A 16873-nucleotide genomic window follows, 5' to 3' on the forward strand; every position below is an offset into this window, starting at 1 on the left:
CAATTAGCTTAAAAATAATTAACACTAACTTTGAGGGTTAAATGAAAACCTATTTCAGATTATTATCGTTCGCAAAGCCAATTGAAAAATTTGCTATACCATATATTATCTGCACTATAATATATGTTATTTTCAGTACAAGTGTAATTGTACTGTTAGGGCCCCTGCTTACCACACTATTTAATATTGATGGTGCCGGGGGGCAGGCGGTACATGCCGCAAAAACAGCCGTGCAGGAGTTGAAAAAACCGTCGTTGCTTGATCTATCCGGCTGGTTCAAATATTACCTCCAGTTTTTTCTGGTTCACTATGACCGCTGGACGGCCCTCAAATTTGTATGCGCCGTAATTGTAACTTCCGTTATAATTGGTAACTTTTTCCGCTATCTATCGCAACGCATAATGGAAAACCTGCGGGTGCATACCCTGTTAAATTTACGTAAAACCGTTTTTAACAATGTAATGAACCTGCACCTTGGGTACTTTAATAATGAACGTAAAGGTGATATTTTAACAAAAGTAGCATCAGATGTGCAGGTGGTGCAGTTTTCGGTAACCAGTACCCTGCAAGTTGTTTTTAAAGAGCCGTTTCAGCTCATAGCATTCCTGGTAGCCTTGTTCATGATCTCGGTAAAGCTTACGCTGATCTCGTTACTGGTTATACCCGTTTCAGGTTTCATTATATCGCGCATTGTTAAGCGCCTAAAATCACAGGCCATAGCCGGGCAGGAATCATACAGTAATATGATCAGCTATTTGGATGAAGCCTTATCAGGTATTAGAATTGTAAAAGCCTTTAACGCTACCGATTTTATTAAAGAACGTTTTAACAACGAAAACATACGTTATTCTAAAATTTCAAGGTCAATTGCCAAACGCCAGCAATTAGCTTCGCCAGTATCAGAAACCCTTTCCATTATGATGGTATCATTTATAATGCTTTATGGGGGTTACATGATCTTCAATAATTCTTCAGAGCTTGATCCGGGGCATTTTGTTGCCTACATCGCCTTGTTCTCGCAGTTAATGCGCCCTGCCAAAGCCATTACAGATTCGTTCAGTAATATACATTCGGGCATAGCAGCGGGTGAGCGGGTATTGGCGCTGATTGATGAAAAGCCTTTAATAACCGATGCGCCTGATGCTGTTGAGATCACTGATTTTAACAACGCTATTTGTTTTGAGAACGTATCATTTGCTTACCAGGAAAAGCAGGTGCTATCAAATATCAATATTACGGTGCCTAAGGGAAAAACAGTGGCATTGGTTGGCCCGTCCGGCGGTGGCAAATCAACCATGATGGATCTGATACCGCGCTTTATGGACCCGCAGCAGGGTATGATAACTATTGATGGTAAAGACATAAAGCACGTTACCGCGCATTCTTTACGGGCGTTAATGGGCGTGGTAAACCAGGAATCGGTATTGTTTAATGATACTATTTATAACAACATCGCTTTTGGTAAAGAAAATGCACAGCCTGCCGAAGTAGAAGCCGCTGCACGGATAGCTAACGCGCACAATTTTATTTTAGAGACCGAGAATGGATATAGCACAAATGTGGGCGACCGCGGTACAAAACTTTCGGGCGGGCAAAGGCAGCGCATTTGTATAGCCAGGGCTGTTTTAAGTAATCCGCCCATAATGCTGCTGGATGAGGCTACTTCGGCATTAGATACCGAATCTGAAAAGCTGGTTCAGGATGCGCTTAATAACCTGATGAAAAACCGCACATCATTGATTATTGCACACCGGTTAAGCACTATACAAAATGCCGACCTGATATTTGTACTGGAGAATGGCCAGGTAGCCGAACAAGGCACCCACCAGGAATTATTACTGCAAAACGGGCTTTATAAAAAGCTTATAGATATGCAGGCCTTTGCATCAGAATAAGTACGGGTTATGTATGAAATTTAAAGCAGGTATTACGCTATCAGGTAGTTGTACCCCTATGCCAGCTTTTTCTTGAAAATGTAAAACCGCAGTTTTAAGAATAACAACTTACTTAAAAAATAAAACCTGTTGTTTTTAGATAGCATGTTTAATGCTATGCTTAAAGGGAGTTTAAATTCAACAAGCTGATTGACAAAGAATTTAAATGATAATTTTTCTGCCTTGAAAACCTCCTCAGGGGAAAGGTTTTGTTTATTTAATGGCAAAACATCGTTCCACTTATTAAAAATATTCATATTCTCTTCCAGCCATTCCTTGTCATATCTTCCTTCTGATAAATGCTCTATCAGTAAATCATAGGTAACGGCTAGTTTGTATTTGGTACCTACCGATAAGGAAAGATCCATATCATAGCAATGGAACTTTTTAAAAGTTTTTTCATCAAATTTAAATTCGGCAAAAACGCTTTTTGTTGTGGTGAGCCATACGCCATCAAGGCAGGCAACATAAGCCAGCTTTTCGTTATTAGGGTTCCGGTAATGAAGTGTTTGCTTCTTCTTTTTAAATTTAAAGCCCTGTATAATATTAATATACCGGGTATCAATGCCAACAGGCCCAAAGTTTGCCGGCGATAAAGGTACATAGCCTGTTCCGGCAACGCCTACAAGCCCCAGCTTAGGGTCCTGCTTAAACAATGATGCAAGCCCTTTACCCCAGTTGTCGGTTTTTATAATAATGTCTTCATGAATAAAACACAGTATCTCATAGCGGGCTTTAGCAGCAGCCTCATTATAAACCTGGCATATTCCTTTATCACTTCCCCTGTTATCAGTAGCTATTAACTCATAGGGCGTACCAATTGTATCCTCAATATTTTTGCTTATTCTGCTTAACTGCTCCGGGTTGATAGAAGATATAATTACTGATATCATAATTAAATAAATAAGTAGATGTAATTACTGTAACTATACATACCAATAACGGCAAATATAGAAATAAATTACTCCGTATTGCTCTATACGCAAAAAGCTGTAGCAACGCTACAGCTTTTTAAACTATTAATAAAGGGGAAAAGGGGTGTTTCGCTTTATTGAAACTTAAACCCTATACCTATCTGAAAAACCTGGTTCCTAAAATCGGGCAGGTTTGAATTCAGGTCTCCGTTATTGTGTCCAAGGTCTATCGCGTACCGGCCTCTCAGTTCAACATTAGGGTTAATATCAAAACCTACGCCCAAAACACCTGCAACATAACTCCTGTCGCCCCGGTTATTATAATGATCAATATAAACAGTGTTAAAGCCGTTATCAAAAGTGTTACGGGTTGATGTTAAAAAGGTAAGCTGCGGGCCGGCTACTATATTAAACCCACGTGTTACACGAAATTTTGCAAGCAATGGTATATCAATATAATTGGTCTTTTGTCTAAAAGTGCCATCACCGGTTTCGGCTTTATAACCTTTTTGCGAAAACAAAACTTCGGGTGCAAATGATAAAGGATATATTAACGGTACCTCAAAGGTTAAACCTACATGGGCGCCGCTCATACTGGTGGTGCTAAAGTCAGCATTGTACGCATCAACCGTGTTTGAAATATTTAAACCGCCTGCTATACCAACTTTTGGCCGGTAAAAATCATCATACATGCGCTGCCTTTGTTGATCTGGCGCGGCGCGCCTTACAACCCGGCGGTGACTGCGACGGGGGCCATCATAAACGCGCTGCGCGCTTACCGAACCGGCAATAAATAAGCCTATAGCTAAAAAGAGAATTTTTTTCATTGTGTTTAATTTTATAAACCCATAGAGTGCTTTTTTGTGATAAGGTTTATTTTGGATAGTGTTAAAATTAAAATCAGCATAAAACAATATTGGTAAAAAATAGATTTAAGCTACATTTGAAACATTATGCAGCCGAAAAAGATCTTTACTATTATCTTGCTACTTACTATCAGTTTTCTTGCCAAAAATACCCTGGCACAAAAAACCAGTCTTATAAATACCCTTAATGGGCAAAACAATTGGGTAGATTCTGTTTATGAAAAATTAAACCGCAAGCAGCGCGTTGCACAATTGTTTTTTATAAGGGCGCATACCAACAGGGGCAAGGCCTATGAAGATTCGGTAGGGAAAGTGATAGAGCATGAGCATGTAGGCGGCCTTGTGTTTTTTCAGGGCGGCCCGGTAAGGCAGGCTAACCTTACCAATATTTATCAAAAACAATCAAGGGTGCCCCTGATGATTGCCATGGATGGCGAATGGGGCTTGGGCATGCGCCTGGACTCGACCGTATCATACCCGTACCAAATGACCCTGGGCGCTATACAGGATAACAACCTGATCTATAAAATGGGCCAGATGGTGGCTTATGACTTTAAGCGCCTGGGCGTGCAAATAAACTTTGGGCCCGTGTTTGATGTAAATAACAACCCGGATAACCCGGTTATAAACTACCGCTCATTTGGCGATAATAAATATAACGTTGCCAGAAAAGGCATAGCGTATTTTACCGGCATGCAGGATGCCGGATTAATTACCATAGCCAAACACTTTCCCGGCCATGGCGATACCAACGTTGATTCGCACTTTGATTTGCCGCAGCTTTCTTTTAGCCGCGAAAGATTAGATTCATTAGAAGAATACCCGTTCCGCGAAGCCATCAACGCGGGCATAGGCGGCGTTATGATAGCGCACATGAATATACCGGCGCTTGATACTACAAAAAACTTAGCATCAACGTTATCAAGGCCCATTGTAACCGGGGTACTGAAAGATTCGCTGAGGTTTAGAGGACTGGTAGCTTCTGATGCTATGGAAATGAAAGGGGTAACCAAGTATTTCCCAAATGGAGAGGCCGATTTGCACGCATTTTTGGCGGGGAATGACCTGATTGAACTATCAGAAAACTCAAAGAATGCCGAGAAGCTGATCCGCAAGGCAGTACGGAAAGGCAAAATATCAAAAGAGGAATTTGAGGCGAAAGTAAAAAAGATGCTGGCAGCAAAATACTGGGCCGGCTTAAATAATTACAAGGAGATCTCGCCGGCAAACCTGGTGCAGGACCTAAACCGCCCGGCCGCTGCCGAACTGATACAGCAACTAAGCGATGCCGCGGTAACTATGATAAAGGGAGATAGCCGCGTATTAAGGCAGGACCCAATGAAGCGAACTGCTATTATCAGCATTGGTGTAACCGGGCAAACTACTTTCCAGCGTGAGCTTTTTAAATGGTACCCAAACAGCAACTTATTTGTGGTAGGGAAGAATACTCCTGTACCCGAGCTAAACAACATCCTGGCCGCTCTAAAACAGTATGATCAGGTTTTTGTAGGCATACATGATACCCGCCTGCGCCCGGCAAGTAAGCTGGATTATAGCAGCGATGTAAAACTGCTGATTGCTGACCTGGCAGCCAGGCCAAATTCGGTAATAAGTGTTTTTGCCAATCCTTATTCCATTGCCGGCTTGCCGGGAATAGAAAAAAGCGGTGCGCTATTGGCCTGTTATCAAAAAGATGATGCCTTACAGCGTTCGGCGGTAAAAGTGATAACCGGGCAGCAAAAACCAATTGGTAAATTACCGGTAAGTATAAATATGTACTTCACTACCGGCATGAGTGTGGCTTTATAATTACTGCTGCAGGGCAGTTTTAAACGTGCTGTCGTTCTCGTTCATCACGTAATAATAAGCATTAGTGCCCCATTTAAAGCGCGCGGCATTTGCTTTTAAAAGCGTTTTGATGGTCTCCCGTGATATGCGCAGCTCATTCAAATCCATCTGCTTTACTTTTTGCGACGCGTAAATAACAAAATCACCAAAAGCTTCGTCACTTACAGCGAATTGTTTAATAAAATCATAAGAAGTATTAAACTTTTTTAACTGCGGCTGAAGCTTGTCTATTACATAGCCTGTAAATAATTGCTCGTTATACAGGTCGCTGATAACCCGTGTGTTTTGAGTGGTATCTGCGGGTACAAAAACATCGGGCATTATGCCGCCAAAACTAAAAACCTTACGGCCGCTGGTAGTATGAAAAGCAGAGCCCTTTAAAAAAACGCTGTCGCTTAAATTACTGCTTTCTGTTAACAGTTCCCCTTTGCGTACACGGTCTGCCAGTTCATTACGGTAACTGCTAACACCGTTCTTATATGATTTTTGTATTGACCTGCCGGATGGGGTGTAATACCTGGCAACAGTTAAATTTACCGCCGTGCCATCGCCAAACGGAAACTGCTGCTGTACCAACCCTTTACCAAATGAACGCCTGCCCACTATAGTGGCCCTGTCCAGATCTTGTAAAGCCCCGGCCAATATCTCACTGGCAGATGCCGAATATTCATCTATAATAACGGTTAGCTTACCTTTTTCATAACTCCCTGAATCTGTCGCGAAATAATCTGTACGTGGTTCATGTACACCTAAAGTGTAAACAATTAAATCTCCCTTTGGCAAAAATTCATCGGCCAGGGCGGTAGCAGTGTTTAAATATCCGCCGCCGTTTCCGCGCAGGTCAAGCACCAGTTTTTGCATGCCTTCGGCCTTTAATTTAAATAGCGCGCTTCTAAAATCGGTATCAGTTTGTGATGCAAACTTGCTTATTTTAACATACCCGGTTTTATCACCGGCCAGGTAGGCGGCATCTACACTACTCAGGTCAACGCGGCCGCGTTTAATAAGGTAATCCTTCACAGGGCCATGGTTTTTTGATATGCCAAGCGTAATGCGGGTGTCTTTATCGCCCCTAAAGCTTTTACTGATGCGGTTTACGGTAAGCTTAGTGCCCGAAAATGGTTTGCCATCAACAGTTATCACCTTGTCGCCGGTTTCAAGGCCTGCTTTGGCTGCCGGTCCGTTAGGGTATATAAGGGTAATAACAATGGTATCGCGCAGCAGCTGGTATTCTAAACCAATGCCGTTAAAGCCACCCTCTAATCTTTCGTTAATTGAGCGGGCCTGTTGCGCGGGCAGGTAAACCGAATGCGGATCAAGGTTTTGCAGCATATCGTTAACTGTAATCCCTTCAATGCTGTCGGTATTTATGGAGTCTACATATTTATTGGTGACCAGGTAAAGCACTTTTGACAGTTTACCATTGTCCTTTGATAAATTAAAGCCAAGGGGGTGTGTTGAAAAATTATTGTCACTTATCAGCAATCCAATTGTTACCCCAATAAGGATCAGTATTAATGTCCGGAAAATAATACCCGCAGTTCTTTTCATCTCTATATCGCCTTGCAAATTTAAACATTACCGGGTATTACCGATAATTTATATCATGTTCTTTGCTTTGATGTTTTTTATTCAATTTTGTTAAAAAATATTTGAATTAAATGGATAGAACTACCGAAAAGGATTCAAACTATACCGGCCTCGAAAACATGTCAGTAAAGGAGTTGCTCCAAAACATAAATAACGAGGATAAAACAGTGCCCGCAGCGGTTGAAAAAGCCCTGCCGAAGATAGAAGCGCTGGCAACCATTACAGCCGAACGCATGCGTAACGGCGGCAGGCTATTTTACATAGGCGCCGGTACCAGCGGCAGGCTGGGTGTTGTTGATGCATCAGAATGCCCGCCAACGTTTGGGGTGCCTTTTGACTGGGTGATTGGCATTATAGCGGGCGGCGACAGCGCTATTCGTAAAGCGGTTGAATTTGCAGAGGATGATACCGAGCAGGCCTGGAAAGACCTTGCCGAGTTTAATATTAACGACAAAGATGTGGTGGTAGGTATTGCCGCATCAGGTACAACGCCTTATGTAATTGGCGGCTTAAAAGCGGCAAATGAAAATAACGTTATCACCGGTTGTATAGTTTGCAACAGCGGCAGCCCCATTGCAGCCGAAGCTAAATATGCAGTTGAAGTGATTACCGGCCCCGAGTTTTTAACCGGATCTACCCGTATGAAAGCAGGTACCGCGCAAAAGCTGGTTTTGAATATGCTAAGCACTGCCGTAATGATACAGCTGGGCCGTGTAAAAGGTAATAAAATGATTGATATGCAGTTAAGCAATAATAAATTGATTGACCGCGGCACCCACATGGTAATGAGCGAAACCGGTTTAGATGAACAGGAGTCGGCCAGGTTGCTTAGAGAGAACGGAAGTGTTAGGAAAGCGGTTGAAGCGTTTCATAAATAGCTGTGCAAATGCGGGAGATGTGCAAATTAAATACAATGAATTAAATAACAGTAGATATGCAGCAAAATGCGCAGTTCCGCTGCACAATTGCATATTTGCACATTATAAAGAACTATGCACGAAATAGAACCATATTACAGGTGGAGGGATGACTATATAGCATCTGAGGATGAGTTTTCGCCTTTTTATGCCACACAGTATAACGAGTTTGAGTATGATAAGCAGATATATAACTATTTGCTGCACCCGCAGTGGGATTCATTTGGCTCGAACACGTTATATCTTAAAATTTTATACGTTGATTATGACCGTGGTTACAGCATTATAGAATTTATTGGAGAATGGAACGATGCCATTAATAACGACATTATGCTGATGAAGCGGGAGCTTTTTGAGCTGATGATAGATCAGGGCATAAATAAGTATATACTGATAGGCGAGAATGTGCTGAACTTCCATTTCTCTGACGATAGCTATTATGAAGAATGGTTTCAGGAGGTGGAAGATGGCTGGATAGCCGGCATAAATTTCCAGGATCATGTTATTGGCGAGTTTAAGAAAAGCAATATTGATTACTACATAAACTTTGGCGGCCAACTGGATGAACTTAACTGGCGTTCTTTAAAACCCCTGCAGGTATTTAAAAGGGTAGAAGAACAACTACAGAAACGGCTGAATTAAGGCTTAAATTCACATCCGTTTGTAAGCTTTATAATTCTTACAACAAATATAACCCCTGCAACGTTTTCAAGCTAAAACCCCTATATTCGTATAAAAATAATTCTTTATAAAAATGGAAACTAAAACCACTGATTACGTCTACGAAGACGTAAGTTATGTTGAAAATGCCGATGCGTCCCGAAGGTTCATAGCAAATGTATTTGTATGGATGTTTGTTGCGTTAGGCCTTTCGGCTGTATGTTCATATATATTCGCCTTCAATCCGGAGTTGTCATCACTATTGCGTGATCCGGCTACCGGGAGAAATAACATCATGGGAACAGTTGTAATGTTCTCCCCATTAATTTTTGTATTACTTTTTAGGGTAGGCTTTAACAAGCTGCCATTTATTGGGTTAGTATTGATGTTCGTGGCGTTTTCTGCTTTGATGGGTATAAGTTTAAGCTACATATTTTTTGCTTATTCAGTAGGTACCATATCAAGTGTGTTTATCACAACTGCCGTTGTGTTTGGTGTAATGGCTGTAGGAGGATACATCACACATCAGGACCTAACCAAGTTTGGTTCAATCATGATCATGCTATTAGTAGGCATCATTATAGCAAGTGTATTAAATTTACTAATACTGCACAGCAGTGGCCTTGACCTGATCATCAGCTACGTAGGTGTTGCCGTGTTTGTGGGCTTAACCGCTTATGATGTGCAAAAGCTAAAACGCATTGGCGCAGGCTTAGAGTATGGCGATGCAACGGCCTCAAAAATGGCTATCATGGGTGCATTGACCTTGTATCTTGATTTTATTAACCTTTTCCTGATGTTGCTGCGCGTATTTGGCGGTAACAGAAGATAATTTAAAAGTCTTTATGAAAAGCCGCTCTGTTAGGAGCGGCTTTTTTGTTTATAGTACAATTGTAATGATGTAGTATTGGCTTGCACTTTACAACATTATTACTCATCTTTGTGTCGCTTATGGAGAAAGACGGAGGGATTAGACCCTGCGATGTCTTAGCAACCTGTTACTTAACAAGGTGCTACATTCTACTCCGGCCAAATGAATGGCCTGGGACAGATAAGTGAAAGTCAACCATATACCCGACTTTTCGAGATAAGCTATTATACAGTTTGCAGTTTTGAGTAAGCAGTTTGCGGTGTTTTGCTGTATCTGAGTATTTATTTAACTGCCCACTGGTAACTGGCAACGGCCAACTGAAAAAATGGATATTAAAAAAGAATTAGAGAAACGCATCCTGGTTATTGACGGTGCAATGGGCACCATGATACAACGGTACGAACTCACCGAGGAAGATTTCCGCGGAGAGCGTTTTCGTGACCATGCATCAGATCTTAAAGGCAATAATGACCTGCTGAATATTACGCGCCCGGATGTTATAAAAGCCATCCACGCCGAGTATTTGGATGCCGGTGCAGATATTATTGAAACAAATACTTTCAGCACGCAACGCATTTCGCTGGCCGATTATCACCTGGAAGAACTGGCTTACGAGTTGAGTTACGAAGGTGCCCGCATAGCCAAAGAAGTTGCTACCGAATACACTAAAAATAACCCGGATAAACCCCGCTTTGTAGCCGGTGCTGTTGGTCCAACTAACCGTACGGCCTCCTTATCGCCAGATGTGAACGACCCGGGTTACCGTGCCGTTACTTTTGATGATCTGAGTGAAGCTTACTACGAGCAGGTAAGGGGTTTGGTTGATGGTGGGTCGGATTTGTTACTGGTAGAAACCATATTTGATACGCTTAACGCCAAGGCGGCGCTATTTGCCATAAACCGTTACGCGAACGAAACCGGCATCCATCTGCCTGTCATGATCTCGGGTACTATTACTGATGCATCCGGCCGTACCCTTTCGGGGCAAACGGTTGAGGCATTCTGGAACTCTATCCGCCATGCCAATTTGCTGTCGGTAGGGTTAAACTGTGCTTTGGGTGCAAAAGAAATGAGGCCCCACCTGGAGGAACTTTCTCAAAAAGCTGATGTATTTATATCGGCCTACCCTAACGCGGGCCTGCCTAACGAGTTTGGCGCCTATGACGAAACGCCGCATGAAACCGCCCACCAGGTTGATGATTTTATAAAAGCAGGGTTGGTAAATATTGTAGGTGGTTGTTGCGGCACCACGCCGGAGCATATTAAATGCATTGCGGATAAAGCTGCCAAATATCAGCCCCGCAAAAAACCTGTAATTGAGCCTTATTTACGCCTGAGCGGATTAGAAGCCATTACCTTAACCCCCGAAACTAACTTTGCCAACATAGGTGAGCGTACCAATATTACCGGGTCGCCAAAATTCTCTAAACTAATATTAGCCGAAGATTACGAAGCCGCCCTTGCCGTTGCCCTGCAACAGGTAGAAGGTGGTGCCCAGGTCATCGATATAAACATGGATGAGGGGATGATTGATTCGGAAGCGGTGATGGTGAAATTCCTGAACCTGGTTGCATCGGAGCCTGATATTGCCAAGTTGCCTATCATGATCGACTCATCTAAATGGACGGTGATTGAGGCCGGGCTAAAATGCCTGCAAGGGAAGGGGATTGTAAACTCCATTTCCCTTAAAGAGGGCGAAGAGAAATTTATTGAATATGCTAAAAAGATCTTAAGCTACGGTGCTGCCGCGGTTGTAATGGCTTTTGATGAAACCGGCCAGGCCGATTCATTGGAGCGCCGTAAAGAGATCTGCGAACGCTCCTACCGCATACTGGTTGATAAGGTTGGTTTCCCTCCGCAGGATATCATCTTCGACCCCAATATCCTGACCGTTGCAACCGGGCTCGAAGAACATAATAACTACGCGGTAGATTTTATTGAGGCTACCCGCTGGATAAAACAAAACCTGCCATACGCTAAAGTAAGCGGTGGTGTAAGTAATATCTCGTTCTCCTTTAGGGGGAATAACACCGTGCGCGAGGCTATGCACTCGGCATTTTTGTATCACGCTATTGGTGCCGGTTTAGATATGGGCATTGTAAACGCGGGTATGTTGGAGGTTTATGAAGAGATCCCTAAGAACCTGCTGGAACTTGTTGAGGATGTTTTACTGAACCGCCGCGATGATGCCACAGAACGGCTTGTTGAGTTTGCCGATACCATAAAAAGTAAGGGTAAAGAGATTGTGCGTGATGAAGAATGGCGCAAAGATCCGGTTGAAAAACGCTTATCGCACGCGCTGGTAAAAGGTATTATAGAATACCTTGATGATGACGTAGAAGAAGCCCGCCAAAAGTTTGCCAAACCTTTAGAGGTAATTGAAGGCCCGCTGATGGATGGGATGAACGTAGTAGGTGACCTGTTTGGCGCCGGGAAAATGTTTTTACCGCAGGTAGTAAAATCCGCACGTGTAATGAAAAAAGCGGTGGCTTATTTGCTGCCATTTATTGAGCTGGAAAAACAACGTGTTATTGATGCCGGAGAAGACAGCAGCGGTAGCCGTGCCAATGCAGGAAAAATATTAATGGCCACCGTTAAGGGTGATGTACATGATATTGGTAAAAATATAGTTGGCGTTGTATTGGCCTGTAACAACTTTGAGGTGATAGACCTTGGTGTAATGGTACCCGCCCAACGCATTATTGAAGAAGCTAAAAAGCATGATGTTGATATTATTGGCCTGAGCGGATTGATCACCCCATCATTAGATGAAATGGTACATTTTGCTAAAGAAATGGAGCGCCAGGGATTCACCATTCCGTTAATTATTGGTGGTGCAACAACATCGCGGATCCATGCGGCGGTAAAGGTGGCGCCAAATTATTCAGGCCCTGCCATACACGTACTGGATGCATCGCGCAGTGTAACAGTTTGCAGCAGCCTGATGAATAAAGATAACCGGGATGGCTACATACAGGGGATTAAAGACGAATACGCAAAAGCCCGTGAGGCACATGCCAATAAAAAAAGCGACAAACGATTTGTAAGCATTGAGGAAGCACGCGGGCAAAAATGCCAGATTAACCTGAATGGTTCTGTACCGTCTAAGCCAACGCTGGTAGGTACAAAGGTATTTGAAGCTTATCCGTTAGAGGAGCTGGTGCCATATATTGACTGGACACCTTTCTTCCACACCTGGGAATTGCGTGGCAGTTATCCTAAGATATTTAATGACAAATATGTGGGCGTTGAAGCTAAAAAGCTTTATGACGATGCACAGGCATTGTTAAAGAAAATAGTAGACGAGAAATTACTGCGTGCAAACGGTGTTATAGGCTTTTGGCCTGCAAACAGCGTAGGCGATGATATTGAGATCTATACTGATGATACCCGCCAGCATTTGCTTACCCGTATACATACGCTTCGCCAGCAGGCAGAGAAAGTGAAAGGTGAGCCGTATTATGCCCTGTCGGATTTTATTGCTCCAAAGGAAAGCGGAGTGCCTGATTACTGGGGCGGTTTCGCGGTAACTACCGGTATTGGTTGCGATGAATTGGTGGCGGAGTTTGAAAAAGACCATGACGATTATAACAGCATTATGGCTAAAGCCCTTGCCGACCGCCTTGCCGAAGCATTTGCCGAAAAAATGCACGAACTGGTACGTAAGGAATACTGGGGTTATGCTAAAGCTGAACAATTGGATACCGATGAGCTGATCAAAGAAGAATACCAGGGGATCCGCCCGGCACCGGGTTATCCTGCTTGTCCGGATCATACCGAAAAGACAACCTTGTTTGAAATACTAAAGGCCGAAGACAACGCCCACATGCACCTTACCGAAAGTTTGGCCATGATGCCGGCAGCATCTGTAAGCGGTTTCTACTTTGCACACCCCGAGGCCCGTTATTTTGGTTTGGGCAAGATCAGCAAAGATCAGGTAGAAGATTATGCGAAGAGAAAAAACATGTCGCTTGAAACAGTAGAAAGATGGCTTGGGCCGAATATAAATTATTAGATCAGGCATAAAATAAATGTCATTGCGAGGAGGAACGACGCGGCAATCTCGTCGCCAATGCATGAACGCTTAGCATGCGACGAGATTGCCACGCTATCGCTCGCAATAACATGATTATAAAATAATAGAAAGATGGCTTGGGCCGAATATAAATTATTAGAAAGAATACATAAAAATAATAAAGCGTCATTGCGAGGAACGAAGCAATCTCCCGATAGGCATATTTGATATGCACAGTTTTGAGATTGCTTCGTTCCTCGCAATGACGCGATAGAGATAAACCTAAATGAAAATTACAGAACACATTGCTAATGCCAACGGCAAAACCTTATTTTCCTTTGAATTGATACCGCCATTAAAGGGGCAGAGCATACAGGGTATTTATGATGCTATTGACCCGCTGATGGAGTTTAAGCCGCCGTTTATTGATGTGACATCGCTGCGCGAAGATTATATTTATAAACAGCATGAAACCGGATTGCTGGAGAAGCTTGCTTATCGCAAACGCCCTGGCACAATTGCTATCTGCGCGGCTATCATGAATAAGTATAAGGTAGATACCGTTCCGCATTTATTGTGCGGTGGTTTTACTAAGGATGAGACCGAGAATGGTTTGGTAGATCTACAATTTTTAGGTATCGATAATGTGCTGGTATTACGTGGTGATGCCCGCCGGGGCGATTCTTCATTTGTGCCTACACCTAATGGCCATTGCTATGCTACTGATCTTTTACAGCAGGTGGTTAACATGAATAAAGGTATTTACCTGCATGAGAACCATGAAGGCGTTTACCAGACAGATTTTTGTATAGGTGTTGCCGGTTATCCCGAAAAGCATTTTGAGGCGCCAAACCTAAAAACCGACTTTAAATATCTAAAACAAAAGGTTGATATGGGTGCGGGCTTCGTTGTTACGCAGATGTTTTTTGATAATCAAAAGTATTTCGATTTTGTGAATAACTGCCGTGCAGCGGGTATCAATGTGCCAATTATTCCGGGATTGAAACCTATCACTACATCAAAGCAGTTGGTTAACCTTTCTAAAACATTCCATATAGATATTCCGGAAGCATTAAGTGATGCTATTCATGACTGTAAAGAAGAAAAGAATGTGAAAGATGTAGGTATTGAATGGATGATAAACCAATGCAAAGAACTGGTAAAATTTGGCGCGCCGGTATTGCATTTTTATACCATGGGTAACCCCGGCCCAACCAAGAAAATAGCCGAAGCGATATTTTAATTGCCCATGACAGGTTTGAGGCTTGGGTCATGCTGAGCTTGTCTTGTCATGCTGAGCTTGTCTTGTCATGCTGAGCTTGTCTTGTCATGGTGAGCCTGTCGAACCATTGCGGGCAGAGGCCCTTGCGCACGTTCTTCGACAAGCTCAGGATGACCCCAGTACATATCATTTTCGCGAATTTTAATATAAAACAAAAAAGCCGGTCCTTAACAGACCGGCTTTTTTGTTTTCATTGCCGTTGACTAAAGTCAACGGGTAATAAGCGGTAATACGGGGCTTTAGCCCAATTATCTTTGACTAAAACAATCTCCGTATTTTGCAATTCCCTCTCATTTATAAGGAAGAATTGACTTGTTTTCTTTCGCCTTTTAATTTGCTGGCTGCTACCAATGCCTTGTAAGCATTTACTACACCGCCTGTTTTTGACAGAGTGGTAAAATCAACCTTATCTGTTTTGCTGCCTGGCTTTAATACCATGGTACCGGTTAGCGGCGTTGCCGATTCCATTATAACCTGTTTCAACTGTTTCGCGCTCAGGTTTGGGTAGTACTCCAATACTAAAGCTGCTATACCAGCTGTAATAGGCGATGCAAAGCTGGTGCCATCCGCAGTGTTAAATTCAGCATCCATATCAATAGAAGTAACTTTTACACCCGGTGCAAATACATCCACATTTGCTTTACCGTAATTGCTAAAAGTGCCCGCAAGGTTTTCATCCTGTTTTTCTGCCGAAGCACCAACACTTATCACATTAGGCGCATCGGTTGCCGAGCCATCCTCAAACATGTCATTCGGGTACTCCGGTTTAGCATCTACATCCTGGTTGTCGTTACCAGATGCCTGTACCAATAGTACATCTTTAGCGGCTGCATATTTAAAGGCCTCATCAACCCACGCTTTATGCGGCGATAGCTTTTTACCAAAGCTCATATTGATCACTTTCGCGCCATTATCAACGGCGTAATGTATCGCGTTAGCAATATCTTTATCATACTCGTCGCCATTAGGGACGGCTTTAATGCCCATTAACCTAACGTTATCAGCAATGCCATTTATGCCATATTTGTTATTACGTACCGCGCCAATTAAGCCCGCAACACCTGTTCCGTGCGATGCATCAGCAAACTTTAAAAGGTTATTACCATAAGGTTTGCCGTCATTAACATTTGGGTCGTCGCCAATTATGCGTTTGCGGGCATCCAGATCAGGGTTAACATCGTTATTTAATTTGGCCAGGTATTCGCTCAGGTCTTTTATGATCTTAGCATTATCAGAACTACCGCCTTCCTGCTGAAAAACCGATTCCCAAACATATTTGCTGCGGTTTATGGTGTCGTTAGTGGTTGTGATCTTTGCAAGATCTGTAACTTTAAACGAGTCGTCTGTTTTTAAGTTAAGCGCTCTTTTAATATACCCGCTGGTAACCATTAACGCGTTCATTGCAGGTTGCAGTTGTTGAATTTCGCCTTGTGATTTGGTTACGGTAGCATCATGTGTTTCCTTAACCTTTAACCAGTAGGCATATTCTTTATCATTACCGGCAGGTGCAGCTGTTAAATTAGCGTATTTTTCTTTTAAGCGGTTAAACTCACGTACCTCTTCGGTGGTTTCAGTATAGTTGCATTTGCCACCCGGGCCACCTAAAAAGTCCCAGCCGTGTATATCGTCAACATAGCCATTCTTGTCGTCATCAATACCGTTACCCGGAATTTCCTTCGTATTCACCCACAGTATGGGTTTCAGATCCGCCTGTGCGGTATCAATGCCGCTATCAATAGTGGCTACTACTACCGGTTTGCTTTTTTTGCCCTTTACAAACAAATAGGCCTGGTTAAGGCTTACGCCAAAATAACCATCGGTTTTGAGGTCCATGGTATGCCAGTTCTTCGGAAGTTCTATTGCCGCGGCTGTCGCCGCTGATTTTGGCGCCGTTTGCGCTACTGAACTATAATTGATGAGTACGAAGCCAGATAGAACGGCCCCGGCTATAAATTTGCAAATTTTGTGCATGTGTT

At 43.0% G+C, this 16873-nt stretch carries 11 protein-coding genes and 1 riboswitch; of the genes, 7 read left to right on the plus strand and 4 right to left on the minus strand.

Annotation, left to right across the window (positions count from 1 at the left end):
- Positions 1-41: 41 nt before the first annotated feature.
- Positions 42-1895 carry an ABC transporter ATP-binding protein gene (locus tag WC743_RS12140; protein ID WP_373012267.1) on the plus strand — a complete coding sequence of 618 codons (1854 nt, stop codon included), beginning with the start codon at positions 42-44 and terminating at the stop codon, positions 1893-1895.
- 56 nt (positions 1896-1951) lie between these two features.
- On the opposite strand, the gene WC743_RS12145 is transcribed toward WC743_RS12140, so the two are convergent.
- Both WC743_RS12145 and WC743_RS12150 read right to left on the minus strand, forming a co-directional pair.
- Positions 1952-2827: a glycosyltransferase gene (locus WC743_RS12145; RefSeq protein WP_373012268.1), complete on the minus strand. Its 876-nt coding sequence runs from the start codon at positions 2825-2827 to the stop codon at positions 1952-1954.
- Between the two features lie 155 nt (positions 2828-2982).
- Positions 2983-3675: a porin family protein gene (locus WC743_RS12150; protein WP_373012270.1), complete on the minus strand. Its 693-nt coding sequence runs from the start codon at positions 3673-3675 to the stop codon at positions 2983-2985.
- Between the two features lie 126 nt (positions 3676-3801).
- Between WC743_RS12150 and WC743_RS12155 the strand changes: the two genes are divergently transcribed.
- A complete protein-coding gene (locus WC743_RS12155; protein ID WP_373012271.1) occupies positions 3802-5523 on the plus strand; it encodes a glycoside hydrolase family 3 protein in 1722 nt (573 codons plus the stop codon).
- Here WC743_RS12155 and WC743_RS12160 read toward each other — a convergent pair whose 3' ends face one another.
- On the minus strand, positions 5524-7113 hold the full coding sequence (locus WC743_RS12160; RefSeq protein ID WP_373012272.1) for a S41 family peptidase: 1590 nt from the start codon (positions 7111-7113) through the stop codon (positions 5524-5526). It lies immediately after the preceding gene.
- 110 nt (positions 7114-7223) lie between these two features.
- Here WC743_RS12160 and murQ point away from each other — a divergent pair, with 110 nt between their 5' ends.
- The 5 genes from murQ to metF all read left to right on the plus strand — a co-directional run bounded on the left by murQ (position 7224) and on the right by metF (position 14858).
- Complete coding sequence (gene murQ / locus WC743_RS12165; protein WP_373012273.1) at positions 7224-8030, plus strand: N-acetylmuramic acid 6-phosphate etherase; 807 nt, start codon at positions 7224-7226, stop codon at positions 8028-8030.
- A 114-nt stretch (positions 8031-8144) separates the two neighbouring features.
- Complete coding sequence (locus WC743_RS12170) at positions 8145-8711, plus strand: hypothetical protein (RefSeq protein WP_373012274.1); 567 nt, start codon at positions 8145-8147, stop codon at positions 8709-8711.
- 112 nt (positions 8712-8823) lie between these two features.
- Positions 8824-9561 (plus strand): Bax inhibitor-1/YccA family protein, encoded by a 738-nt coding sequence (locus WC743_RS12175; RefSeq protein WP_373012275.1) that lies wholly within the window; start codon positions 8824-8826, stop codon positions 9559-9561.
- A gap of 114 nt (positions 9562-9675) precedes the next feature.
- Positions 9676-9787: riboswitch (SAM riboswitch) on the plus strand.
- Between the two features lie 138 nt (positions 9788-9925).
- Positions 9926-13615 (plus strand): methionine synthase, encoded by a 3690-nt coding sequence (gene metH, locus WC743_RS12180; RefSeq protein WP_373012276.1) that lies wholly within the window; start codon positions 9926-9928, stop codon positions 13613-13615.
- Between the two features lie 286 nt (positions 13616-13901).
- Entirely contained in the window at positions 13902-14858 is a 957-nt protein-coding gene (gene metF / locus WC743_RS12185) for a methylenetetrahydrofolate reductase [NAD(P)H] (RefSeq protein WP_373012277.1), read from the plus strand.
- Positions 14859-15191: 333 nt separating this feature from the next.
- Here the strand turns inward: metF and WC743_RS12190 are convergent, their stop codons facing one another.
- Positions 15192-16868 carry a S8 family serine peptidase gene (locus WC743_RS12190; protein WP_373012278.1) on the minus strand — a complete coding sequence of 559 codons (1677 nt, stop codon included), beginning with the start codon at positions 16866-16868 and terminating at the stop codon, positions 15192-15194.
- Positions 16869-16873: the final 5 nt, after the last annotated feature.

Source organism: Mucilaginibacter sp. (genome assembly GCF_041660805.1).
In the GTDB taxonomy this organism is placed as follows: Bacteria; Bacteroidota; Bacteroidia; order Sphingobacteriales; family Sphingobacteriaceae; genus Mucilaginibacter.